This window comes from Arcobacter iocasae (assembly GCF_042214795.1).
Taxonomy (GTDB): Bacteria; Campylobacterota; Campylobacteria; order Campylobacterales; family Arcobacteraceae; genus Arcobacter; species Arcobacter iocasae.
In genome coordinates, this window is sequence record NZ_CP090177.1 from 1549227 (window position 1) to 1571606 (window position 22380).

General features: G+C 28.7%; 26 protein-coding genes. 12 read left to right on the forward strand and 14 right to left on the reverse strand.

Annotation, left to right across the window (positions count from 1 at the left end; all coding sequences use genetic code 11):
- Window positions 1-6: 6 nt before the first annotated feature.
- The 3 genes from dapF to LXN10_RS07770 all read right to left on the reverse strand — a co-directional run bounded on the left by dapF (window position 7) and on the right by LXN10_RS07770 (window position 1947).
- Entirely contained in the window at window positions 7-744 is a 738-nt protein-coding gene (gene dapF / locus LXN10_RS07760) for a diaminopimelate epimerase (RefSeq protein WP_375725283.1), read from the reverse strand.
- Entirely contained in the window at window positions 741-1331 is a 591-nt protein-coding gene (coaE, locus tag LXN10_RS07765; protein WP_375725284.1) for a dephospho-CoA kinase, read from the reverse strand. The genes dapF and coaE overlap by 4 nt, the downstream gene beginning before the upstream one ends.
- A 61-nt stretch (window positions 1332-1392) precedes the next feature.
- Window positions 1393-1947 (reverse strand): spermidine synthase, encoded by a 555-nt coding sequence (locus LXN10_RS07770; protein WP_375725285.1) that lies wholly within the window; start codon window positions 1945-1947, stop codon window positions 1393-1395.
- A gap of 104 nt (window positions 1948-2051) precedes the next feature.
- On the opposite strand from LXN10_RS07770, the gene purM reads away from it, so the two are divergent.
- Window positions 2052-3047, forward strand: a complete 996-nt coding sequence (purM, locus tag LXN10_RS07775) for a phosphoribosylformylglycinamidine cyclo-ligase (protein ID WP_375725286.1) — start codon at window positions 2052-2054, stop codon at window positions 3045-3047.
- A gap of 58 nt (window positions 3048-3105) precedes the next feature.
- Here purM and LXN10_RS07780 read toward each other — a convergent pair whose 3' ends face one another.
- From LXN10_RS07780 to LXN10_RS07810, 7 genes are all read right to left on the reverse strand, one after another.
- Entirely contained in the window at window positions 3106-3747 is a 642-nt protein-coding gene (locus LXN10_RS07780; RefSeq protein WP_375725287.1) for a CDGSH iron-sulfur domain-containing protein, read from the reverse strand.
- Window positions 3748-3835: 88 nt separating this feature from the next.
- Window positions 3836-4612 carry a DODA-type extradiol aromatic ring-opening family dioxygenase gene (locus tag LXN10_RS07785; RefSeq protein ID WP_375725288.1) on the reverse strand — a complete coding sequence of 259 codons (777 nt, stop codon included), beginning with the start codon at window positions 4610-4612 and terminating at the stop codon, window positions 3836-3838.
- Window positions 4613-4621: 9 nt separating this feature from the next.
- Window positions 4622-5062: a MarR family winged helix-turn-helix transcriptional regulator gene (locus LXN10_RS07790; RefSeq protein ID WP_375725289.1), complete on the reverse strand. Its 441-nt coding sequence runs from the start codon at window positions 5060-5062 to the stop codon at window positions 4622-4624.
- Between the two features lie 30 nt (window positions 5063-5092).
- Window positions 5093-5797: a pirin family protein gene (locus tag LXN10_RS07795; RefSeq protein ID WP_375725290.1), complete on the reverse strand. Its 705-nt coding sequence runs from the start codon at window positions 5795-5797 to the stop codon at window positions 5093-5095.
- A 3-nt stretch (window positions 5798-5800) separates the two neighbouring features.
- Window positions 5801-6304, reverse strand: coding sequence for an NADPH-dependent FMN reductase (locus tag LXN10_RS07800; RefSeq protein WP_375725291.1), 504 nt, complete (start codon window positions 6302-6304; stop codon window positions 5801-5803).
- Window positions 6305-6402: 98 nt separating this feature from the next.
- A complete protein-coding gene (locus LXN10_RS07805; protein ID WP_375725292.1) occupies window positions 6403-6969 on the reverse strand; it encodes a YceI family protein in 567 nt (188 codons plus the stop codon).
- A 219-nt stretch (window positions 6970-7188) separates the two neighbouring features.
- On the reverse strand, window positions 7189-7377 hold the full coding sequence (locus tag LXN10_RS07810; RefSeq protein ID WP_129101661.1) for a hypothetical protein: 189 nt from the start codon (window positions 7375-7377) through the stop codon (window positions 7189-7191).
- 197 nt (window positions 7378-7574) lie between these two features.
- On the opposite strand from LXN10_RS07810, the gene LXN10_RS07815 reads away from it, so the two are divergent.
- From LXN10_RS07815 to LXN10_RS07840, 6 genes are read left to right on the forward strand one after another with little or no spacing between them, the layout of a single operon-like run.
- Entirely contained in the window at window positions 7575-8687 is a 1113-nt protein-coding gene (locus tag LXN10_RS07815) for a pyridoxal-phosphate-dependent aminotransferase family protein (RefSeq protein WP_375725293.1), read from the forward strand.
- A complete protein-coding gene (locus LXN10_RS07820; protein WP_375725294.1) occupies window positions 8684-9529 on the forward strand; it encodes an ATP phosphoribosyltransferase regulatory subunit in 846 nt (281 codons plus the stop codon). The genes LXN10_RS07815 and LXN10_RS07820 overlap by 4 nt, the downstream gene beginning before the upstream one ends.
- Before the next feature lie 4 nt (window positions 9530-9533).
- A complete protein-coding gene (locus LXN10_RS07825) occupies window positions 9534-10787 on the forward strand; it encodes an adenylosuccinate synthase (protein WP_375725295.1) in 1254 nt (417 codons plus the stop codon).
- A 5-nt stretch (window positions 10788-10792) separates the two neighbouring features.
- Complete coding sequence (locus LXN10_RS07830; RefSeq protein WP_013134050.1) at window positions 10793-11344, forward strand: DUF507 family protein; 552 nt, start codon at window positions 10793-10795, stop codon at window positions 11342-11344.
- A gap of 1 nt (window position 11345) precedes the next feature.
- A complete protein-coding gene (gene carA / locus LXN10_RS07835; protein ID WP_375725296.1) occupies window positions 11346-12464 on the forward strand; it encodes a glutamine-hydrolyzing carbamoyl-phosphate synthase small subunit in 1119 nt (372 codons plus the stop codon).
- Window positions 12465-12493: 29 nt separating this feature from the next.
- Entirely contained in the window at window positions 12494-13006 is a 513-nt protein-coding gene (locus tag LXN10_RS07840) for a Crp/Fnr family transcriptional regulator (protein WP_375725297.1), read from the forward strand.
- Here LXN10_RS07840 and LXN10_RS07845 read toward each other — a convergent pair whose 3' ends face one another.
- From LXN10_RS07845 to LXN10_RS07860, 4 genes are all read right to left on the reverse strand, one after another.
- Window positions 13007-13477 carry a phosphatidylglycerophosphatase A family protein gene (locus LXN10_RS07845; RefSeq protein WP_375725298.1) on the reverse strand — a complete coding sequence of 157 codons (471 nt, stop codon included), beginning with the start codon at window positions 13475-13477 and terminating at the stop codon, window positions 13007-13009.
- Window positions 13477-14361: a response regulator gene (locus tag LXN10_RS07850; RefSeq protein WP_129101653.1), complete on the reverse strand. Its 885-nt coding sequence runs from the start codon at window positions 14359-14361 to the stop codon at window positions 13477-13479. Before LXN10_RS07850 ends, LXN10_RS07845 begins: the two co-directional genes overlap by 1 nt.
- Window positions 14358-15482 carry a bifunctional 2-C-methyl-D-erythritol 4-phosphate cytidylyltransferase/2-C-methyl-D-erythritol 2,4-cyclodiphosphate synthase gene (locus LXN10_RS07855; RefSeq protein ID WP_375725299.1) on the reverse strand — a complete coding sequence of 375 codons (1125 nt, stop codon included), beginning with the start codon at window positions 15480-15482 and terminating at the stop codon, window positions 14358-14360. Before LXN10_RS07855 ends, LXN10_RS07850 begins: the two co-directional genes overlap by 4 nt.
- 88 nt (window positions 15483-15570) lie before the next feature.
- Window positions 15571-16392 carry an HDOD domain-containing protein gene (locus tag LXN10_RS07860; RefSeq protein WP_375725300.1) on the reverse strand — a complete coding sequence of 274 codons (822 nt, stop codon included), beginning with the start codon at window positions 16390-16392 and terminating at the stop codon, window positions 15571-15573.
- Between the two features lie 418 nt (window positions 16393-16810).
- Here LXN10_RS07860 and thiC point away from each other — a divergent pair, with 418 nt between their 5' ends.
- The 5 genes from thiC (at window position 16811) to LXN10_RS07885 (ending at window position 22380) form a co-directional block, all read left to right on the forward strand.
- Entirely contained in the window at window positions 16811-18160 is a 1350-nt protein-coding gene (gene thiC / locus LXN10_RS07865) for a phosphomethylpyrimidine synthase ThiC (RefSeq protein ID WP_375725301.1), read from the forward strand.
- A 10-nt stretch (window positions 18161-18170) separates the two neighbouring features.
- Window positions 18171-18383, forward strand: a complete 213-nt coding sequence (locus tag LXN10_RS07870) for a hypothetical protein (protein ID WP_375725302.1) — start codon at window positions 18171-18173, stop codon at window positions 18381-18383.
- Window positions 18384-18470: 87 nt separating this feature from the next.
- Window positions 18471-19586, forward strand: a complete 1116-nt coding sequence (locus LXN10_RS07875) for a P-loop NTPase (protein ID WP_375725303.1) — start codon at window positions 18471-18473, stop codon at window positions 19584-19586.
- A 145-nt stretch (window positions 19587-19731) separates the two neighbouring features.
- Window positions 19732-20883 (forward strand): trans-sulfuration enzyme family protein, encoded by a 1152-nt coding sequence (locus LXN10_RS07880; protein ID WP_375725304.1) that lies wholly within the window; start codon window positions 19732-19734, stop codon window positions 20881-20883.
- On the forward strand, window positions 20884-22380 hold the full coding sequence (locus LXN10_RS07885; protein WP_375725305.1) for a PLP-dependent transferase: 1497 nt from the start codon (window positions 20884-20886) through the stop codon (window positions 22378-22380).

Sequence of the window (22380 nt, forward strand, 5' to 3'; positions counted from 1 at the left end):
TATTTTTTATATCTCTGTTACAAAAACTTTTTTTACTGCACCTTTGAAAAAGAGCTCACCATCTTTTATACTCACTGTTAATTCTTCTTTACTTTTTGGATAAACGAAAGATTTACTATCTACCAATCCTAAAGTATTTGCTCTTAAAAAACATGCAACCATTCCTGTTCCACATGCTAAAGTTTCACCCTCAACACCTCGTTCATAGGTTCTAACAAATATTTTTTCATCTTCAATTTTTGCAAAATTTACATTTGCATTATGTTCGTATCTCATTTTTGCGCATAAGTCATGGTCATATTTATCCAAATCATCAACGATTGTTACTAAATGAGGAACTCCTGTATCAATTAAATACCAAGTCAAACCCTCTTGTTCAAACTCTTCTTTTATTACAATTGGTTTAGTCATTTGTGTTTCCACAATATTTCCATCAACAATTGATTGTATAAATCCAGCTTGTGTTAGAAATTTCATATTTGAAGGAGCTAAGCCATTATTATAAGCATAGTGTGCCACTGCTCTTGTACCATTTCCACACATAGCAGCATCGCTACCATCACTATTATAAAAAAGCCATTCAAAATCAGCTGTTTGATTTGGAACAATAACAATTAGTCCATCTGCACCAATACCCTCAGTTCTATTACATAGATTTATAGCATCTTGTGAATAGTCTTTTTTTATTAGTGTGTGAAATATTACAAAGTCATTTCCACTGGCGCTGTATTTTGTATATGTCATATAAGTTCTCCTATAACTCGTTCAACTTCTTTTTGAAGATTTCTTAAATTTGTTGAATTATCAATTACTAAATCTGCTAATTTCTTTTTTTCTTCTATATCCATTTGATTTGAAATTTTTAATTTCGCTTCTTCTTTGTCTATATTATCCCTTTGCATCAATCTATCTATTTGTATCTCTTTTGGTGTATAAACTACTAAAGATTTTTTGATAGGATAATTCATCTTTTCATAAAATAAAGGAATATCTATAAGATATGGTTTACCCTGTTCTTCAAATATTTTAGACTCTTTTTCTATCTCTTCTTTTATTAAAGGATGAATAAAGTTTTCCAATTTTTCTTTATTTTTTTGATTTGAAAATATGATTGGTCCTAGTTTTTTTCTAAGAACCTTTCCATTTTCTACATACTCTTGCCCAAACATTGAAGCTATTTTACTACTATGTCTGTCTAAAAGTTTATGTGCTATTTTATCTGCATCAATTGTTAAAAAACCATGTAGCTTAAAAAGACTACAAACTGTACTTTTACCTGTGGCTATACCACCTGTTAATGCCACAGCATATTTAAATGTTTCATTATTCATTATTAGATTTTACAATAAAATTGATTAATTTAAAAGGGGAAGGAGTTTTGTACTGCAAAGCTTATCGCTTTGCAATACCTGTTAACTCTTTTTGAATATGAGTTGGAAATACAAAAGATGCATGTTGAATCTCTGTAGAATAGTAGTTTAAGTCCACAAGTAAATCAGATCTTTGTAAAATAATATCAGCTGTTGGATGATATTTTTTAGATGCTAATACACAAGTTGTATGTCCAAAACTATATGGCATACAAATCCAAAAGTTAGCTCCTGTGATTGTTAAATCATTTTTTAATCTATCTGCATCTTTAGAATAACTATCAGTTTTATATGAAATTAATCCATCATCTTTTAAAACTCTTTGAATATTTGCTAAAACTATTTCATCAATATTTATATCAGTTAAAATTATTACATCAATATTTTTTTCATTTTTAGAGTTTAATAAAGAAATATCCCCATATTCTACATTTACTTTATGTTTTGCAACTTCTTGTTTTAATTCTTCGTCACAGTTTCCTATAACTAAAATATTTTCAGGTTCTTTGTGCGTACACAGGGGAACATGAACAATCATTTCATTAAAAGCAAAGTTTTTGTTTTCAACACTTGACATTATTAGTCCTTTTATTTTATTAAATTTTCGTTATAATAGCGAAAAATTTTTAAATTAATAAAAGATAATTATTTTAATTGTAAAAATAAAAAAAAAGGTGAAGAATGAGCACAGTTAGTTACAAAGATGCTGGTGTAGATATAGACGCAGGAAATCAATTTGTTGAAAATATTAAACCATATGTTAAATCAACAATGATCCCTGGAGTACTTGGGGGAATAGGTTCTTTTGCAGGTGCCTTTGAGTTACCAAGTGGTTACAAAAAACCAGTATTACTTTCAGGAACTGATGGTGTTGGAACAAAATTAAAATTAGCAATTGATTCTAAAAAATTTGACACAGTTGGTATTGATTTAGTTGCTATGTGTACAAATGATTTATTATGCAATTTTGGTGAGCCACTATTTTTCTTAGATTATTATGCAACAGCAAAGCTAGAAGTTGAAGAAGCAACACAAGTTGTAAAAGGAATAGCTGAGGGTTGTATTAGAAGTGAATGTGCACTTGTAGGTGGGGAAACTGCTGAAATGCCAGGAATGTACAAAGAAGGTGATTTTGATTTAGCTGGTTTTTGTGTGGGGATTGCTGAAAAAGATGAGTTAAATAGAATAGATAAAATCTCTATTGGAGATACTTTAATTGCACTTCCTTCTTCAGGAGTTCACTCAAATGGTTTTTCACTTGTAAGAAAACTATTACTTGAAAAACTTGGTATGTCTTTAGATGATGATTTTCAAGGAAAACCATTAAAAGATGTATTATTAGAGCCAACTAGAATTTATGTAAAAGAGTTCAAAGCAAACAAAGAAAACATAAATGCTTTAGCTCATATCACTGGTGGTGGTATTACTGAAAACTTACCAAGAGTTTTACCAGATAATTTTAAAGCAGTAGTGCATAGAAGTAAGATCAAAGTATTACCAATCTTTGAATTTATGTCTAAGCATGTTGAAGTAGAAGAGATGTATAGAACATTTAATATGGGTGTTGGTATGGTTTTAGTTGTAAACCCTGCAAATGTAGATGCAATCTTAGCTAATACTGATGGTTATGTTATAGGAGAAATAGCTGAAGGTGAAAAAGGCGTAGAATTTATCTAGTCTTTTATTTCTTTCTTTTAAAGGTAAGCTCTTTTTGGCTTACCTTTTTTTATGCTTTTTAAAAAGTGTATGAAGAATCTTTTAGTGAAGCATGGGAATAGTCACAAAAGGGCTTATTTTCTGATGCTCCACAACGGCATAGGGTAAATTTAGTTTTATTGGCAAATGATGACCAGTGTTCAATTTTTAAATCAACTGCTCCAATTACAGTAATTGGACCATTTTTTAGTATATTGATATTTTCTTTCTCATAATCTTGCATAATTTGTTCATTTTCTATTGAATAGGATAAGGCACTAGACGGACAGGCTTCAATTGACTTGATTATTTCTTCTGTTGTTTCTGCATCTAAGTTAATCCAGTCTTGTGAACTCTCCGAGCTATAAATGGTCGGAAACTCTTTAACACATTGTGCACTTCCTGCACAAATAGAGCGATTAAAAGTTACGGTTACATCTTTTGAATTATAAACTTGAATAATCTCTTCATTTAATTTTTTTTCTGAAGTAAAATTATCTTTTAAGTGAGTTCCATCACAAGAAGGTTGGTTTTTAGATTTTCCACATCTGCAAATAAAAATGCTTTTTTCTAATGTAATGGGCAAAGTGTCATAAAATATTATATTTTTTAAAGTTTTATTACTTAAGTTTGAAATTTTCAAAGGGCCATTTTCTATAGGGATAATTGATAATTGATTCATATGTACTCCTTTTATATAATAAATAAGAACCTAAAACTTGTTATTCTAAAAACCAACAATAAAAGTCTACAATACTATTATTAATCGATTATTTCTTAAATATTATTGTATCCATAGATTGGTTTCCATACATATAAATGTTATGTAAGGATTCTCCAATATGATTATTTGAGGCACCAAAAGTTACAAATAAAGGTAAAAAATGCTCTTTTGAGGGATGATTCTTTTGTAAATTTGGAGCTTCTTTTTCATAATTTAATAAAGACTCAACATTGCCTTTTTGAATATTTTCAACAACCCAATCTCTAAATTCTTTTGCATACGAAGTAGGCTTTGCATTTTCATCTTCCCAATTTGAGTTCATAATATTATGAGTCATAGCACCACTTGCAATAATTAGGGTATCTTCTCTTAATTTATTTAAAACAACTCCTAGTTCAAAAAGTTTTTTAGAATCAAAATTTAAAGGTAAAGACAGTTGAATAATTGGAATATTTGCATTTGGATATATTAAACTCAGAGGTGACCATACTCCATGATCAAATCCACCTCTTGAAGTATCTTTTTCTATTTTTATTCCAGAGCTTTCAATTAAATTTATTATTTCATCACATTTTTTTAAGTCACTTTTTGCTTCATATTTTAACTCGTATAATTCTTTTGGAAAATTATAAAAATCATGTATTGTATGAGGACTTTCTTCATATAATATTTTCAAATCTTTAGTGAGCCAATGGGCTGAAACAACTAAGATAAATTTAGGTTTATCAAAATTTGATGATAAATTTTTTAAAAATGAAGTAGTACTGTTTTCCATTATTGATAAGGCAGGACTTCCATGTGATACATATAAACTTGGGAACATTATTTTCCTTTAATTCGCTTTGTAAACTTTATTAACTAAGTTGTATAAAGTATCTAATTCTTCGTCACTTAGTATTTCCATATATTTATATAAATTTTTTGAATGTTCCGGAAATACTTTTTCTATAATTTCTTTACCTTTTTGTGTAATTGTTAAAATTGATGCTCTATTATCATTTGGATCTTTTATTGAAGTAATCCATTCATCTCTTTTTAAATTTTTTACTACAACAGTTATATTTCCAGGAGTACTCATAGTAAGTTTTGTTATAGAACTTATATTTAAATCACCCCTATGGTATAGGACTTCTAGAACTTTAAATTGATTAAAAGTAAGTCCATGTTGAGATAAGTAAGAAAGAGTTTTATTTGTTATTTTGAGTGATGCTTTTTCTAATCTAACAACCGTTCTCATCGATTTATCTGTTCTTTCTCCATAAGTTTTTACCATTCTTTTTCCTTTAATTTTAATAAATAAAGCCTAGGCTTCCTTCATTTCTATAAATAAGAAATGAGAATTTGAAATAGCACTAATAGTAATTTCATTTTCTTTAGTGATTTCCATAGCATCACCATAATTTAATTCAATGCCATTAATTGTTGAAGTACCTTCAATTTGTACAAAATAAACTTGTCTATCTTTATCGATTTTATACTCAATTGTTTTATCTTTTTCTAATTCACTTACATAAAAATTCACATCTTGGTGAATTTTAATTTCTGCATCACCTTTTTCTGAAGAGACTATATTTAATAATCTATTTTCTCTATCTTCTTTTAAATATCTTTTTGAACCGTAAAGTCTTGGTAAAGAGCTTTTTGGTGGGATAATCCAAATTTGTAAAAGTCTTAAATCTTCACTTTTATTTAAATTATATTCACTGTGATAAATACCATCTCCTGCACTTAAATATTGGACTTCTCCTCTTTTAAGGGTTTCTTCATTTCCCATAGAATCTTTGTGAGTAATCTCTCCATCAATAACATAAGAGATTATTTCCATGTTTGCATGTGGGTGAGTACCAAATCCACTATCTGGATGTATAATATCATCATTTATCACTCTTAGAACTCCAAAATTTACATTATCTGGATTTCTATATTCTGCAAAACTAAAATGGAAACGACTCTCCAACCAACCAAGATTTGATGTTCCCATATTCTCTTTTAAGAGTTTTTTTAACATAATTTATCCTTTTACTACACTAGCAAACTGACTAATAATTCTTTGTGAACTCTCAAGATTTAATGCTTTTGTATATGTTGTTAGAATTTCTCTTGGTAATACAATTGCATTAAGTCTTGTAAATTGTGTTCTCATAGCATTTAAAGCATCTTGCCCACCACTACCTGCATGTGTTGCTAATTGTATTTTTTTAAGAGTAAAAAGTGTTCTAAAGTCATCACCTATTCTTGAAAGCCAAGCAATGGTATTTACTAATACTGGTGGTAGTGAAAAATTGTACTCAGGTGAAATAAATATAAATCCTTCTGCCTTATTCATTTTTTCTGATAATTCATTAATCTTTGTGGGAATACCATCATTTTGTTCTTTTAATGTATCATACATAGGTAGATTTAATTCAACTAAATTAATTATTTCACTATTTAGATTTTCATTTTTCAATTGTTCTTGTAAATTTTTTGCTAATTTCATATTTTCATTTAAACTTGCTACAAATATTAATATCATAATTTATTCCTTAAATATTATTATATATTTTAAACTCTTTTAAAAAGTTCGACTATTTAGATGTTACCAAGTAAATAACCTGGTAACATCTGGATGTTTTATTTTGCTAAAACACCTTCTAATTCGATATTGATTTTAACAGTTTCTCCAACTAAAACTCCACCAGCTTCTAATGCTTTGTTCCAGTTAAGACCAAAGTCTTTTCTATTGATTTTTCCTGATAATTCTAAACCAACTCTTTTATTTCCCCAAGGATCAGTAACTGTTCCATTATTGTCATAATCAAATTCTACAGATTTAGTAATACCTCTAATAGTAAGTTTCCCATATGCTTTGTCACCTTCAATTTTTTCTAAATCAAATGTTAATTCTGGATGGTTTGCAGCATCAAAGAAATCAGCAGATTTTAAATGTCCATCTCTTTTTGCATCTTCAGTATTGATAGAAGCAACTTGAGCTGTACCTTTTAAACTTGTCAATGTATTAGCTTTTTCATCAAAAACAAAAGAACCATTAAACTTATCAAATTTTCCAGTTACATTTGAAATCATTAAGTGTTTAACTTTAAATCCAAGGTTTGAGTGAGTTACATCAACATTATAAGTTCCTGCAAATAATGCACCTGCTGTTAAGATAGAGATTAGTCCTAATTTTACAATATTCATTTTTTTCCTTTTTAATTACTAATTAGTAGTATTTGTATTTAACTTTTTTCAAAGCAACAATTTCTGAAAACATTATAAGAATTTTATAATTCATAGTTATGAAAGATTACAAAATAAAATCTAGTTCATTTTGAATCCATGTGAGAATTATACTACTAATTAGTAATAAATGTCAAGTAAAATTGCCTAAAAAATATAAATTCTTTAGGCAAATGTTATTTAAGAGGCTTTTTTAGCGATTTTTTTAGCAGCAGTTTTAGCTTTTTTTGGTTTTGATAGTTTTAAATTTGTTACTTTCTTAGTAATTTTTTTAGCTAATTTTTTAGCATCTGCTTTTTTCTTTGTAGCTTTTGTAGCAACTTTTTTTGCTATTTTAGCAACTTTTTTTTCTTTTAATACTTTTGACATGTTTATCCTTTAATTTTATCTATTACTTTTCAAAAAAAGTAATATTATATATATATTGTATAGAATAATATTAGCTTTGTCAAGTTTTTTTCACAAACTTTAATATAAATTTCCTAATTTGTGTTTAACCAATTAATAATATATTTTTAGATAAAATCTATCGTTTTACTCAAATGAAAGAAAATTAAGGAAAATAAATGTTATTGACTCCAGGTCCTACTCCAGTACCAGAATTTGTAAGAAAAGCTATGGCTGATATTACTATTCATCACAGAACACCAGAGTTTGAATCTATTTTTGGACAAACTAGAGAATTATTATTAGAATTATACGGAATGGATGAGGTTGTGATGCTTGCTTCTAGTGGAACAGGTGCAATGGAAGCTTGTATATTAAACTTAACAAATAAAAAAGCTCTTACAATTAACTCAGGTAAATTTGGTGAGAGATTTGGAAAAATTTGCAAAGCTTATGACCTACCATATACTGAAATAAAAAATGAATGGAACACCCCTGTTAGTGTTAAAAAAGTAATGGAAACACTAAGAAATGACAGTGAAATTGATGCCATTTTTATACAAATATGTGAAAGTGCTGGAGGACTTAGACATCCAGTAGAAGAACTAGCAAAAAAAGTAAAAGAATTTAATAAAGATATTATGATTGTAGCTGATGGAATTACTGCCGTTGGTGTAGAAAAAATTGATACAACAAATCTTGATGCTGTAATTACTGGTAGTCAAAAAGCACTAATGCTTCCTCCTGGTCTTGCAATGATTGGATTAAGCAATGCAGCTGTTGAAAAAATACAAACTCTATCAAAAGGGTATTATTTTAATTTAGCAACAGAAATAAAAGTACAAAAAACAAATACAACAGCTTGGACAGCAGCAACAACTTTAATTATTGGATTAAAAGAGATTTTAACGCATATAAAAAGTAATGGTGGATTTGATGGTTTATATGAAAAGACAGCTTTAAGAGCAGAAGCTACAAGAGAAGCTTTGAAAGCAATTGGCTGCGAAATATATCCAAAAACACCAGCAAATGCTATGACAACAATTTATACAGAAAATGCTCCAGCTATTAGAAAAATTTTAAAAACAAAATATAATGTAAATATTGCAGGTGGACAAGATCATATTAAAAATTCTATTTTTAGAATCAATCACATGGGGCTTGTAGAAGATTTTGAAGCTTCTTGGGCTGTAAATGCAGTAGAATTAGCAATGGATGAGTTAGGTCTTAGACCATTTGATGGAACAGCAAATAAAATATTTGCAATGGTTACTTTTAAAGGTAATGAATGATTTATGCTCATGAGATACCAAAAGGAAGTCGTCTTTATTTTGGAAAAACTGCAAAATTAAAAAGAGAGTTAGAAAGTAAAATTAGTGATATTTTATATTCAAATAACTTTGAAGAAATAGTTACTCCTAATTTTTCATATTCTCAACATCAATCAATAGAAGATGAAAAGAAATTAATTAGTTTTTCAGATATTCAAAATAATCAAGTATCTTTAAGAGCAGATTCTTCTTTAGATGTGGTAAGAATTATTACAAAAAGATTAGGAAGAACTACAAAGCACAAAAAATGGTTTTATATTCAACCTATATTTTCTTATCCATCAAAAGAGCAGTATCAAATAGGATGTGAATGGATAGATCATGATAACATAAGTGATATTTTAAATTTAACAGCAGATATTTTAAAAAGTATTAATGTTCAACCAATTTTACAGTTATCAAATATAAATATTCCAAAACTTGTATCAAAAGTTTTAAATATAGATATTGAACTTTTTAAAAATGGTGAAATAGCGCAATTATTTGATTTAGATGTAGCTTGGTTAAACTCTTTGATTAGAGTAAAAAGTATTGAAGACTTAAAACAATGTATATTATTAGTTCCAAGTGAAATAAAAATTCATTTAGAAAAACTTTTAAATACTGCATCACAAATTGAGTATGATAATTTAGTAATTGCTCCATTATATCATGGAAGTTTAAAGTATTATGATGATGTTTATTTTAGAGTTATACATAACAATTTTGTAATATGCAAAGGTGGAAAATATAGTGCTGATGGAATTAGTTCATTAGGTTTTGCACTTTATACAGATAATTTATTAAAAATTTTAGAGGATTAAGGGAATGAGTAAAGCTGATTTAATAGTAGGAATTCAATGGGGTGACGAAGGTAAAGGTAAGATGGTTGACATGCTTGCCCAAAACTATGACGTAGTTTGTAGAAGCCAAGGTGGTCACAATGCAGGACATACGATTTGGGTAGATGGGGTTAGATATGCCTTACATTTAATTCCTTCTGGTGTTTTAAATCCAAAAGCAATAAATATAATTGGAAATGGTGTTGTTTTATGCCCATCATCAATTATAAAAGAGATGGAACAATTTAAAAATTTAGAAGGAAGACTTTTTATTTCTGATAAAGCACATTTAAATCTTCCTTATCACGCCTTAATTGATCAAGCAAAAGAGAGACTAAAAGGTGATAAAGCTATTGGAACAACTGGAAAAGGAATTGGACCTGCTTATGCTGAAAAAATCAGTAGAACTGGTTTTAGAGTAGGGGAACTTTTAAACCCAAGTAAATTAGCAAGTGGAATACTTGATTATTTTGCACAAAGTAAAGCTATCTTTGATGTTTTAGAAATAGATACTCCAAATAAAGAAGAGTTAATTGAATTATTAACTTCATATAAAGAAAAGCTAGAACCTTTTATTGCAAACACTACAAATATGATTTGGGATGCAATTGATAATGATAAAAAAATATTATTAGAAGGTGCTCAAGGTACTTTATTAGATATTGATCATGGAACATACCCTTATGTAACTTCATCTTCTTGTGTAAGTGCAGGAGCTTGTACAGGGCTTGGAATTTCACCAAAAGATATAGGTATTGTAACAGGTATTGTAAAAGCGTATACGACAAGGGTTGGTAATGGACCATTTCCTTCTGAAGACTTCACAGAAGATGGACAAAAAATAGCTGACATTGGAAAAGAAGTAGGTGTTACAACAGGAAGAGGAAGAAGATGTGGTTGGTTTGATGCAATTGCTGTTAAACACGCTGCTAGGTTAAATGGTTGTGATCAATTGTCATTAATGAAACTTGATGTATTAGATGGTTTCCCAAAAGTTAAAATCTGTGTTGCATATGATTTAGATGGAAAAAGAATAGATTATATGCCATCTGATTTAAATAATGTAAAACCTATTTATGAAGAGTTTGACGGATGGGATAAACTAGCAGGTATAAGAAAATTTGAAGATTTACCTGAGAATGCAAAAAAATATATAAATAAAATTGAAGAATTAACTGGTGTAAAAGTAGGTATAATCTCTACATCACCAGAGCGAGACGATACTATAATTAGAGGATAACATTTATGAAAATGAAATTACATCATACACCTTATATCGCAAGAAGAATATCAAGAGATTTGGTAAATTGTGAATTTGTAGAAGTAAGAAAAACTAAAGAAGAAATCACACGAGAAGTGGAAAGAATTTTAGATATAGATATCGAAAAAGAGCATGATTTAGATGAAAAGGTTGATGAAATATTAGCAGAACAAGCAGAAGAAATAGAGTTCTTAAATGCCGATTATAGACAACTTTTTTGGATGACTAAAAAAAGACTTGCAAATGAGTTTGGGGTTATATTAAATAATGATGATAGATTTTCAGATATTTCACATCAATTATTAGATTTTCTTTGGGAAGAAGATTATATTCATTATACTGTTTCAGATAATAAAGTAAAAAATGTAATTTTTGACTCTATTAGTCAATTTTTAGAAGGTTTTGAAAAAGCAGATGATGCAGTATATGAAAAAATTAAAAATTACAAAAGAAAATTGATACAAGGTACAGACGAGTATGATATTGTTTATCATAGATTATATGAAGAAGAGTTAATAAAAAGAGGGTTAATGTAATATGCAAAAAGTATGGATATATTTAGAAAACGGGACATTTCTAGAAGCAAATTCTTTTGGTGCAAAAGGTACAACGGTTGGAGAAATTGTATTTAATACATCTTTAACTGGATATCAAGAAATAATCACAGATCCAAGTTATGCTGGACAATTCGTAACTTTTACTATGCCAGAAATTGGAAATGTAGGAGTAAATAAAGATGATATGGAAAGTAGTACAGCTTTTTGTAAAGGTGTAATAGTTAGAAATTATCATCATGAATACTCAAATTATAGAGGTGAATCTGATTTATGTTCTTTATTAAAAGAGCACAATGTTTTGGGTATAAAAGATATTGATACAAGATATTTAACTAAAATGATTAGAGATGAAGGTGCGATGATGATGATTGCATCTACAGAAATTTCCAATAAAGAAGAATTAGCTAAACAATTAACTGCAAGTCCTAGAATAGAAGATATTAATTATATAGAAGAAGTTAGTACTAAAGAGCCATATATTCATAAAAATGGAGCTTGGAATCACCAAGTTCTTTCTTATAATAAAGCTGTAATGAGTGATAAAAAAATAGTTGTTATAGATTTTGGTGTAAAAAGAAATATTTTAAATGAGTTAGTTGAATCAGGACTTGAAGTTGAAGTTGTGCCTTCATCATTTAAAGCTGATGATTTAATAACTAGATATGAAGCAAAAGAGATTGGTGGTGTATTTTTATCAAATGGACCAGGTGATCCCCTTACTTTAGTAAAAGAGAAAGAAGAAGTTCAAAAATTAATTGCTACTGATATTCCTATCATTGCAATTTGTTTAGGGCATCAAATGCTTTCTATCGCACATGGTTTTGATACTTATAAACTTAAATTTGGACAACATGGTGGTAACCATCCTGTTGCAAATAATGGTGTAGTTGAGATAACTGCACAAAACCATAATTATAGTGTTCCTGATGATATTATAAAAATTGCGGAAGTAACTCATAAAAATCTATTTGATAATACAATTGAAGGTGTGAGATACAATAATAAGAATATTTATTCAATTCAACATCATCCAGAAGCTAGTCCTGGACCTCATGACTCTAAGTACATCTTTAAACAATTTGCTGAGATGGTAAATTAATAAAATTAACTGTATATTTAAGGACTAATATGGAATCTTTAGAAAAGAATACAGGAACTACTAATCAATTAGCTCAAAACAGTGCTAATAAAGAAATTGATGCAATGAAAATGCTACTTAAACTTAGTAGTAAAATACCATTTTTTTCTATTCTAAGTAAAGATGAAATTGAAGAGATAATCACAGAAGTAAAAATCATAACATACAAAAATAAAGAAATCATATTTCAAGAGGGTGAAACTACTAGAAATTATATATATTATTTACTAAAAGGTAAACTTTATATAAATAGAAAAAAGCAAATAGATTCAAGGTCAAGTGTTAGAATTGCTACAATTGATAAACCAGCGCTATTTGGTGAAATGATGAGACTTACAGGAGAACCTAGAAGTGCTACTGTTGAGTCAGGAGAGTCTAATACATTAGTATTGGCCTTTCGAATTAAAGACTTTAAAGAACAAACTAGTATTTCAAAATTTTATAAAAATGTTATTATAGAACTATCTGCAAAAATTGTGCAGATGAATAAAAAACACTATTAATTAAAGAACAAACTTTAATAATAGTTGATACACTCCAGCAGAAGCAATACCAGCCGCAAGTCCTGCAACTAAATCATCACCCATAACTCCCCATCCACCTTTTACATTTTTATCAATTTTGCCAATAATTGATGGTTTCCAAATATCAAAAAGTCTAAAGAACAGAAATGCTAAAGGTGCAAGATAAAACATATTTTCATTTGTAATACCACAAATTGAAAGGGCAAGCCACATTCCAGCTAATTCATCTATGACAATCTCTTTACCATCATGCATTCCAACTTCTTTTTCGTAGATATTGATTTGTTTAATTGCAATAACTGAAATTAAAAGTGAAAGTAAAAAAAGTGTTGACACATGAACATATTGTAAAAGAAATATACCCAAAATCAAGGCAACAAAGCTACCAACAGTACCTGGAGCTTTAGGAGATAATCCACTATAAAAAAGAGTTAAAAAAGCTTTTCTCATTATTTTTTCTTCTCAATTCCTAATTTTTTTCTTTTTTCCCAAAGTGATTTTCTAGAAATACCAAGTTTTTTAGATAGTTCAGTATCAGGATATTTTGATTGAAACGATATAACCATCATCTTAACATAGTCATTTATTGTCATAATATTGTTATTTAACATAAACATATCAGGTCTCATAAATTCAATTTTTGGAAATGGAAAATCAACTTCTTTTTCTAAGGAACTAATAATACAGTTTTTATGCTCTATTGCAATACAAACATTATCTTTAGCACTTTTCTTTAATGAATGGTAATCAGTTAGGTAGACTACTTCTTTATTTGTAATAGTTGATAACTCTTTTTGCCAAGTTGGACTATCAAGGGCTATAAATCTAATTGGTAGTTTTAAAGATTTTGATATCTCAAATGCTAACTTATCTGTACATCTTTGTGAATTTGTTTCCACAAGCATTGGTAAAGAGTGTGATATATTAACACCAGTTGTATCAATTTCTTCAAGTAAAAATTCAACATATGTTTTAAGAGTAGATAACTCTTGTTTCATCTGTCTACACTCTTTGTAGTGATAAATTTTTCTTATTAATTCATCCATAATAAATGGTTTCATAATATAATCTTTTGCACCTTCATTGATTGGTTCAGTAACAGTTTCATCACTAATATAAGAAACAAGCAAGATTATAATAGAGTTTTTATATTTTTGAATAGTTTTTTTTACCATTTCACTAGGAAGTGAAGTTGATAATAAAACCATGTCATAATCTTTTGTTAAATTATTATTTGGCATTTCAACAAAATCACAAGAATGACCATCATCAAGTATTCTTGAAACAACTTTTTGTGCTAGATAAATCTCATTTTCTATTATCAATATATTCATTTATTCTTCCAATCAAAATATTTTAATGTTGCAACACTATGTACTGTAACACCTTCACTTCTTCCAACAAAGCCAAGTTTTTCAGCAGTTGTTGCTTTAACATTTACATATTGCATATCAATATTCAATAGTTGTGCCATAGACTTCTTAATTTGAAATTTAAAAGGGTTTATTTTAGGTTTTTGTGCAAGGATTGTAAAATCTACATTAATTATCTCATAACCAACACTATAAATAAAGTTTACTATTTTCTCAAGTAATACTTTTGAGTCAATATTTTTATATGTATCATCCGTGTCTGGGAAAAACTCTCCAATATCACCTGCTCCACAAGCTCCCAAAAGTGCATCAATTACCGAATGAATTAATACATCTCCATCACTATGCGCTTTAAATCCCACTTCACTATCAATTTTAACTCCACCAAGTACCATTTGTTTATTCTCTTCAAAGGCATGAATATCTATTCCAAATCCCGTAAAGAAATTATTTGAAGGTGCCTCAAGACAAGGGGTTGATTTAAGATCTTCTTGAAAAGTTAACTTATTACTTTCTATACTTCCTTTTATATAAAAAACTGATTCATTGATGTTTTTTATAGCGGAACTATCATCTGTAAAAAAAGTATCAGTATCAAGGGCTTTTTTTAGAATTTTTGTATTTGAAAGTTGGGGAGTTTGTATAAGTTTTACTTCATCTCTATTGATTGTTTCATTTTTAAATACAACAGTATCTGCTACATTTAAAACAGGAACAATACATGAAGCTTTTTCTTTATTTGAAATAAGGTCTAAAATAACATCTTTGGGTACACAAGTTCTAGCAACATCAGTAACCATTACATACTCAGAATCAATTATTTTTAAAGCATTTGTCATAGACTCTTGTCTAGTCTCTCCGCCTAAAATAAAGTTATATTCATCTGAAAAGTTTTTCATGTAAGATAGTTCATCTTTTGAAGCAGTAATAACTACTTTGTCAAAATTATAATAAGAAATAATGTTTTTAGTAACAAATAACCATAAAGGAATATCTCCTACTCTTAACCATTGTTTCTTACAATTAAGCCCAAATCTAGTAGAGTTCCCAGCACATAATATTAATAAAGTAACTTTAGACAACAATACCCCTTGTGTAAAAAAGTTACAAATTATAACTAATGTTACTTATGAAAAATTTAAGTTAGAAAATTAGTTAATTATTATGAAATTATTGTTCGTTCATCTTTTCTTTGATTCTATCAATAGCATTTACTAAAGGTTCAATTTCAAGATTATATTTTGTAGCTAATTCCAAAGCTCTTTCAACATGTTCATCACCTAATGGATTCCTTATATCAGTTAAAACTTTTACTACTTCAAGTATTTTAACTTTTCTTTGGTACTCTTCTGGGCATTGTTCAATATTACCTACAAATCCAATAGTAAAAATAAGATTATGACTTAAATTCCAGTGTTTGAAAATATTTGCAGTAATTCTAGAACATGAAAACCCAGTAAAAGATTCTTCAATACTAGATAAGCTCCCTTCTGCTGTTTTTAATGCTTCCTGGAACTCTTCAGTTTTATTTTGTTCTTGAATTATTTCAGAGATAATAAATTTACCAGTTTCTTGTAAAAATGCTGGTAATAATAGATCTTCTTTAAGTCCAAAATCAATTTCACCAACCCAATTATTTATGATATTAGAGGCTAAGTTTGATGCCATCAAGAAATCATCAGTTGATATATTATAGGCATTTAAATTTGATTTTATTAAATCTTGAACTACAGAACCAAGGGCAATAGAAATAGTAAAATTTATTCCAAGTAAATTTACAGCTCGACTTGGAGTTTCCACTTCACTTCTAAATCCAAACATTGCAGAATTGGCAACTCTTAGAAGAGTTGTAATAATAAGTGGATCTTGCTCAATAATCTTTAAAAGCTCGACAGGTTCTTTTTCTGGGCGTCTTCTAAAATTTTCTAATTCGATAACACTATTTGGTAAAGGTGGTAGCGATTCTATTTTTTCTATAATATCAGTTTTCATTTATTTCCCTATTGTTCATAAAATAATAGATTATTTTTACTTATTATTGCCTTATTTATGTTTTTATCATATGCACAATGGTGTATTAATGTTATGCAAATAATAATTTCCATATGAACTTATTTACTATTTTTATTAATCTCAAACTTTACCAACAATTATGCTAATAAAATTTTTATTATTAAATATTATACCAATTTTTCTTTCATTTATATAGTATATTAAATTATCTTCTTTCTGTAATGTATATATTTTATTAATTATTTCTCTTTAACATTGAATATATAGCCTTGAGTTATTTTAGTGAAATATAGAAAAATGACTATAGAATATTAATAAAACAAAATTAATTTAATAGATTAAGTTTTTATAAACTTAACTTGATATAATCAGGAAAATTTTTATATAGGGATATTTTATGAGAGATTGGTTAGATAATCATAAAGATGATGAAGTAAGAACTCAGATGCATTATGCAAAAAAGGGCATGATTACACCAGAAATGGAATATGTTGCAAAAGTAGAAAAAATTGAACCAGAATTGGTTAGAAGTGAAATTGCAAGGGGAAGATTAATTATTCCTGCAAATGTAAATCATAAACATTTAAAACCAATGGCAATAGGAATGGCATCAAGTTGTAAAATTAATGCAAATATTGGTTCTTCTGCTTTAGCTTCAGACATTGCAGGTGAAGTTGAAAAAGTTGATGTATGTTTAAAACATGGTGCTGATACTATTATGGACCTTAGTACTGGGGGTGACCTTGATTCTATTAGAAGTGCAGTAATTGAGCATTCTACTGTGCCTATTGGGACAGTTCCAATTTATCAAATTTTGCATGACTGTAAAGACAAAATTGAAGATTTATCAATTGAAGTTATGTTAAAAGTTTTAGAAAAACAAGCTTTACAAGGTGTTTCATATTTTACAATTCATGCAGGATTTTTATTACAATTTATGCCTCATGTTGCAAAAAGAAAGATGGGAATAGTATCAAGAGGTGGTTCACTTATGGCTGCTTGGATGATGCACTACCATAAAGAAAATCCTTTTTATGATGCTTTTGATGAGATTTTAGATATTTGTAGAAGACATGATGTATCTTTATCTTTAGGGGATAGTTTAAGACCAGGATGTCTATTTGATGCCTCTGATGAAGCACAACTTTCAGAATTAAAAATACTTGGGGAGCTTACAAAAAGAGCGTGGGAAAAAGATGTTCAAGTTATGATTGAAGGTCCAGGACATGTTCCTTTAAATCAAATTGAGAGAAATATGAAATTAGAAAGAGAGTATTGTCATGAAGCTCCTTTTTATATCTTAGGACCACTTACTACTGATATTGCTGCTGGATATGATCATATTTCATCTGCAATTGGTGCAGCTGTTGGTGGATGGCATGGAGCTAGTATGCTTTGTTATGTTACACCAAAAGAGCATTTAGGTTTACCAAATGCCCAAGATGTTAGAGAAGGTATTATTGCATATAAAATAGCAGCTCATAGTGCTGATATCGCAAGAGGAAGAAAAGGTGCAAGGGATATTGATGATGAAATGTCTGATGCTAGATATGCTTTTGATTGGAACAAACAATTTGAACTATGTTTAGATCCAGATCGGGCTAAAGAGTATCATGATGAAACACTTCCTCAAGATGTATTTAAAGAAGCTGAATTTTGCTCAATGTGTGGACCAAAATTTTGTTCATACAAAATCACTCAAAAGATCGTTGAAGAACACGGTGAAGCTATGAAAGCAGCTGTTTAAAGATAATTTTGTGAATGTAAAAGTACTTAAACCTTGTCATTGTATAAGAAGGTTTAAGTATGATGAAGTTTTTGAGTATTATAATAAAGAAGATGCTTTTAAAAAAGCAGAAGAAATTATTGAAGTAATGAAAACAAAAAGTTGTCAGACCCATGAGTTTTTTATAAATGAAAAGGATGATGGCTTTGAAATATCAAGTAAAGTTAATTATAAATCATGGTAAAATAAGTATGATTTTTAATTAAGATAAAAATTATCCTATTTTCTCTATAATGCGAAAAAATTGAATAATAATTTGAAGGAAGTATTGATGGCAAATGTAGCTGATATAAAAAAAGAATTAGAAAAAGTAATTTACCCAGGTTTTACAAAATCAATTGTAGAGTTTGGATTTTTAAAAAATGTTGAAGTAAATGGTGATGCTGTAAGTATACTTGTAGAAATAACTTCAAGTGTACAAGAAGTAGAACATGAAATAAGAACTAATATTAAAAAAGTATTAGAAAATATTGGTGTTACAAATTTAGATTTACAAGTAAAAAAACCAGAAGCACCAAAACAAACAAGTAATAGTGTAAGTGGAAAAAATATTGCTCCACAAATTAAAAATTTTGTAATGGTATCTTCAGGAAAAGGTGGAGTTGGTAAATCAACTACAACTGTTAACCTAGCAGTAGCTGCTGCTATGCAAGGTAAAAGAGTTGGTATTTTAGATGCTGATATTTATGGACCAAATATTCCTCGAATGTTCGGATTACAAGGTAAAGAAGTTGAAGTAATCGGAAATAAAGCAAAACCATTCCATGCTTATGGTGTAGATGTTATGTCTATGGGATCACTTATGGAAGAGGGACAAGCTCTTATTTGGAGAGGTGCTATGATTATGAAGGCAATCCAACAACTTCTAAGAGATATTTTATGGGAAGAATTAGACATTTTATTTATTGATATGCCTCCTGGAACTGGTGATGCACAATTAACATTGGCTCAAAGTGTTCCTGTAACTTGTGGTGTAAATGTTACAACTCCTCAACATGTAGCACTTGATGATTCAAGAAGAAGTTTAGATATGTTTAAAAAACTTCATATTCCAGTTGGTGGAATTGTTGAAAATATGAGTGGATTTATTTGTCCTACATGTAATACAGAATCTGATATTTTCGGAATGGGTACTTGTGAAGCCCTAGCAAAAGAGTACGGAACAACTGTTTTAGGAAACTTGCCAATTGAACCTGCTATTAGAGAAGGTGGAGACAATGGTAAGCCAATCGTATATTTCCATCCTGAATCAATTTCTGCAAAAAGATATATGAAAGCCGCTGAAACATTAATTGAATTTATTGATAATGTAAGTGAAAAAGCAGAAAATGCTTCTATTCAACCAACTACACCTCCTGGTGTATCAGCCTGTTCAACAGCAAAATAATTATTAAGAATATTTAGAGTTTTTAACTCTAAATATTCCTCTTTAAAACTACCCATTTTATAGCATCATAATAAAAAATTAATTAACTTATATCAAATGATTATAAATCCTTAGATATAATAAACAAAAAATTATTAGGCTTATTATGAAAAAACACCTAGAAACAAAACTTTCTCATCTGCAAGATTTTGCTACAATCCAAGACCAGTACGGTGCTTCGCACTTTCCTATATACAACACAGGAACCTTTGATTTAAAAAAACAAGATGGTGAAAAGATATATGATTATACAAGAAGTGATAATCCTACAAGAGAAGCTTTAGAAAATCTTTTTACAGATGTAGAAAATGGAGCAGGTTGCGTTTGTACACATACAGGAATTGGTGCAGTATCACTTTTATTTGAAACAGTTTTAAAAGCAAACTCTCAAGTTTTGGTAGAATCTGATTGTTATGGAGGAACTTTTAGATTATTAAAAGTTTTCCAAGGAAAATATAATATTAAAGTACATTTTGCTGATTTTTTAAGTGAACCAGAATTGGAAAAAATTTTAAAAAACAATAAAATTGATTTAGTTTTATGTGAATCACCAACAAATCCTGGTCTTAAAATAATTGATATAGGTATGGTATCTGTTTTGGCAAAAAAATATAATGCTCTTTTTGCACTTGATAATTCACTAGCAACTTTTATTTCACAACGGCCACTTGATATGGGTGCTGATTTTTCACTTTTCTCTACTACTAAATATATCTCAGGACATGGAAGTGTAGTAGCTGGTGCAATTGTTGCAAAAACAAAAGAATTGGCTGATGAACTTCACTATTATGCAAATGCCCATGGTAGAAGTCAAAATCCAATGGATGTATTTTTAATAAGCTTAGGAATACCAACTCTTAAAATAAGAATGAAAGAACATCAAAAAAACTCTATATTGATAGCTGAATTTTTGGAAAAACAAAGTTTTATAAAAGCAGTTATGCATCCAGGTTTAAAATCGCACCCTCAACACAAACTTGCAACTTATCAAATGGATTATATTCCAGGAGTTTTTTGTGCAGAGTTTATAAATAAAGATTTTGCAGAGAAGTTTATTGAAAACACAAAAATCTTTGGTGAAAAATGTTCTTTTGGAAGTCCTGATTCTAGAGTAGAAATTCCTGCAAAAATATCACATGCTTCTTTTTCAAAAGAGGAATTAGCTGCAATTGGAATAAGTGATGGTACAGTTAGATTTTCTATTGGATTAGAAAATGTTGAAGATTTAATAGAAGATATTGAGCAAGCATTAAAATAGATGAATAATAGCCCGTTTAAGCCTATAGTATGTGGTGAAACACTGCCACAAAATAATGTTCATGCCGTAAGTGTAAGTATGCCAAAACTTCAAGATGTAATTGATTATGAAGAGGGTTTTGGCGAAGCTATGGAAAAAATTAAATCTGGTTATCCAAGGTTTACTATGCATCCATATTTAAGAATCCTTGCAAAATATATAAAAGAAAAGTATAAAGTAAATGATTCTTATGAAGTGGTACTTTTAAGTTCACAAAAAGCTGTTGATATTTTAAGTGATAAATATTTTATTCATAATAAAATAGAGATAGATGAACCCTTTGGCGTAATATTGGTACAAAATGGTACTTGTCAACTTCAAAGAGTTTTAATGTTTATACAACATGTTGGGTACAACTTATCTTCAAGACTTGCAGAAGATTATTTATATAATATTGCATTGATAAATTCAAAACATAAAGAAGAAATAGAAAAAGAAGAGCTTGCTTTTGATTTAGTAGTTTCAACTTTGGGAAAAGCTTATAATCAAGCAAAAGAAAATATTACCTTAGCCCCTTCTGGTATGAATGCTATGTATGGTGTTGTAAAAGGTTTGAAAAATATCCAAAGAAAAAATGGAAGGGATATTTTAGTTCAACTTGGTTGGTTATATTTAGATACTATGAATATAGTAAAACACTATTATGAACAATCAAAAGTTTTCCCTGATGTAAAAAATTTAGATTTATTAGAAGAGTACTTAAAAGAAAATGGCTTTAAAGTAAGTGCAATAATCACAGAAGTTCCTACAAATCCTCTTTTATTATGTGTTGATATGAAAAGATTAAACGCTCTTTGCAAAAAATATAATATTCCTTTGGTTGTTGATTCTACATTAGCAACACCATATAATATAAATTTAAATAATTATGCAGATATATATGTGGAGTCTCTTACAAAATTTGCTTCAGGTAATGCAGATGTACTAATGGGTGCAATTATTTTAAATCAAAAGTCAAAACTTTCTCATATGAGTGTAGAGTTCTTTAAACATTGTGATAAAGCATATATAAAAGATATTCAAAGAATAGCTTTTGAAATAAAAGATTATGAGAAAAGAGTTAAAAAAATTAGTTCAAATACAAAAGCTTTGGTTGAATATTTAAAAACCTGTTCTTATATAGATAAAATATATTATTGTTTAAATGATGAAAACGAATTTGAATATAAACAAATAATGAAAGATGATAACTCATATACAGGACTTATCTCTGTAACATTTAATAAACCATTTGAATCTATATATGATAATCTAAATTTTGCAAAAGGACCAAGCCTTGGCACAGAATTTACACTTCTTATGCCTTATACTTATCTTGCACATTATGATTATGTAAAAAGTGAAGAAGGTTCAAAACGATTAATTGAGATTGGATTACCAAAAGATATACTTAGAATTTCTGTTGGAAGTGAAAATATAAATGACATAATAGAAGAATTCAAAAGATTGGAGCAATAA

Excerpts from the sequence above, each read along its gene's own strand:
- LXN10_RS07845 (WP_375725298.1), bottom strand. The coding sequence starts at position 13,477 with ATGAGAAAAGCTTTTTTAACTCTTTTTTATAGTGGATTATCTCCTAAA.
- LXN10_RS07860 (WP_375725300.1), bottom strand. The coding sequence starts at position 16,392 with ATGAAAACTGATATTATAGAAAAAATAGAATCGCTACCACCTTTACCA.
- LXN10_RS07785 (WP_375725288.1), bottom strand. The coding sequence starts at position 4,612 with ATGTTCCCAAGTTTATATGTATCACATGGAAGTCCTGCCTTATCAATA.
- LXN10_RS07815 (WP_375725293.1), top strand. The coding sequence starts at position 7,575 with ATGTTATTGACTCCAGGTCCTACTCCAGTACCAGAATTTGTAAGAAAA.
- LXN10_RS07875 (WP_375725303.1), top strand. The coding sequence starts at position 18,471 with ATGGCAAATGTAGCTGATATAAAAAAAGAATTAGAAAAAGTAATTTAC.
- LXN10_RS07885 (WP_375725305.1), top strand. The coding sequence starts at position 20,884 with ATGAATAATAGCCCGTTTAAGCCTATAGTATGTGGTGAAACACTGCCA.
- LXN10_RS07850 (WP_129101653.1), bottom strand. The coding sequence starts at position 14,361 with ATGAATATATTGATAATAGAAAATGAGATTTATCTAGCACAAAAAGTT.
- dapF (WP_375725283.1), bottom strand. The coding sequence starts at position 744 with ATGACATATACAAAATACAGCGCCAGTGGAAATGACTTTGTAATATTT.
- LXN10_RS07830 (WP_013134050.1), top strand. The coding sequence starts at position 10,793 with ATGAAAATGAAATTACATCATACACCTTATATCGCAAGAAGAATATCA.
- LXN10_RS07770 (WP_375725285.1), bottom strand. The coding sequence starts at position 1,947 with ATGTCAAGTGTTGAAAACAAAAACTTTGCTTTTAATGAAATGATTGTT.
- LXN10_RS07790 (WP_375725289.1), bottom strand. The coding sequence starts at position 5,062 with ATGGTAAAAACTTATGGAGAAAGAACAGATAAATCGATGAGAACGGTT.
- LXN10_RS07825 (WP_375725295.1), top strand. The coding sequence starts at position 9,534 with ATGAGTAAAGCTGATTTAATAGTAGGAATTCAATGGGGTGACGAAGGT.
- coaE (WP_375725284.1), bottom strand. The coding sequence starts at position 1,331 with ATGAATAATGAAACATTTAAATATGCTGTGGCATTAACAGGTGGTATA.
- LXN10_RS07780 (WP_375725287.1), bottom strand. The coding sequence starts at position 3,747 with ATGAATCAATTATCAATTATCCCTATAGAAAATGGCCCTTTGAAAATT.
- LXN10_RS07805 (WP_375725292.1), bottom strand. The coding sequence starts at position 6,969 with ATGAATATTGTAAAATTAGGACTAATCTCTATCTTAACAGCAGGTGCA.
- LXN10_RS07810 (WP_129101661.1), bottom strand. The coding sequence starts at position 7,377 with ATGTCAAAAGTATTAAAAGAAAAAAAAGTTGCTAAAATAGCAAAAAAA.
- LXN10_RS07795 (WP_375725290.1), bottom strand. The coding sequence starts at position 5,797 with ATGTTAAAAAAACTCTTAAAAGAGAATATGGGAACATCAAATCTTGGT.
- LXN10_RS07800 (WP_375725291.1), bottom strand. The coding sequence starts at position 6,304 with ATGATATTAATATTTGTAGCAAGTTTAAATGAAAATATGAAATTAGCA.
- purM (WP_375725286.1), top strand. The coding sequence starts at position 2,052 with ATGAGCACAGTTAGTTACAAAGATGCTGGTGTAGATATAGACGCAGGA.
- LXN10_RS07880 (WP_375725304.1), top strand. The coding sequence starts at position 19,732 with ATGAAAAAACACCTAGAAACAAAACTTTCTCATCTGCAAGATTTTGCT.
- LXN10_RS07820 (WP_375725294.1), top strand. The coding sequence starts at position 8,684 with ATGATTTATGCTCATGAGATACCAAAAGGAAGTCGTCTTTATTTTGGA.
- carA (WP_375725296.1), top strand. The coding sequence starts at position 11,346 with ATGCAAAAAGTATGGATATATTTAGAAAACGGGACATTTCTAGAAGCA.
- thiC (WP_375725301.1), top strand. The coding sequence starts at position 16,811 with ATGAGAGATTGGTTAGATAATCATAAAGATGATGAAGTAAGAACTCAG.
- LXN10_RS07840 (WP_375725297.1), top strand. The coding sequence starts at position 12,494 with ATGGAATCTTTAGAAAAGAATACAGGAACTACTAATCAATTAGCTCAA.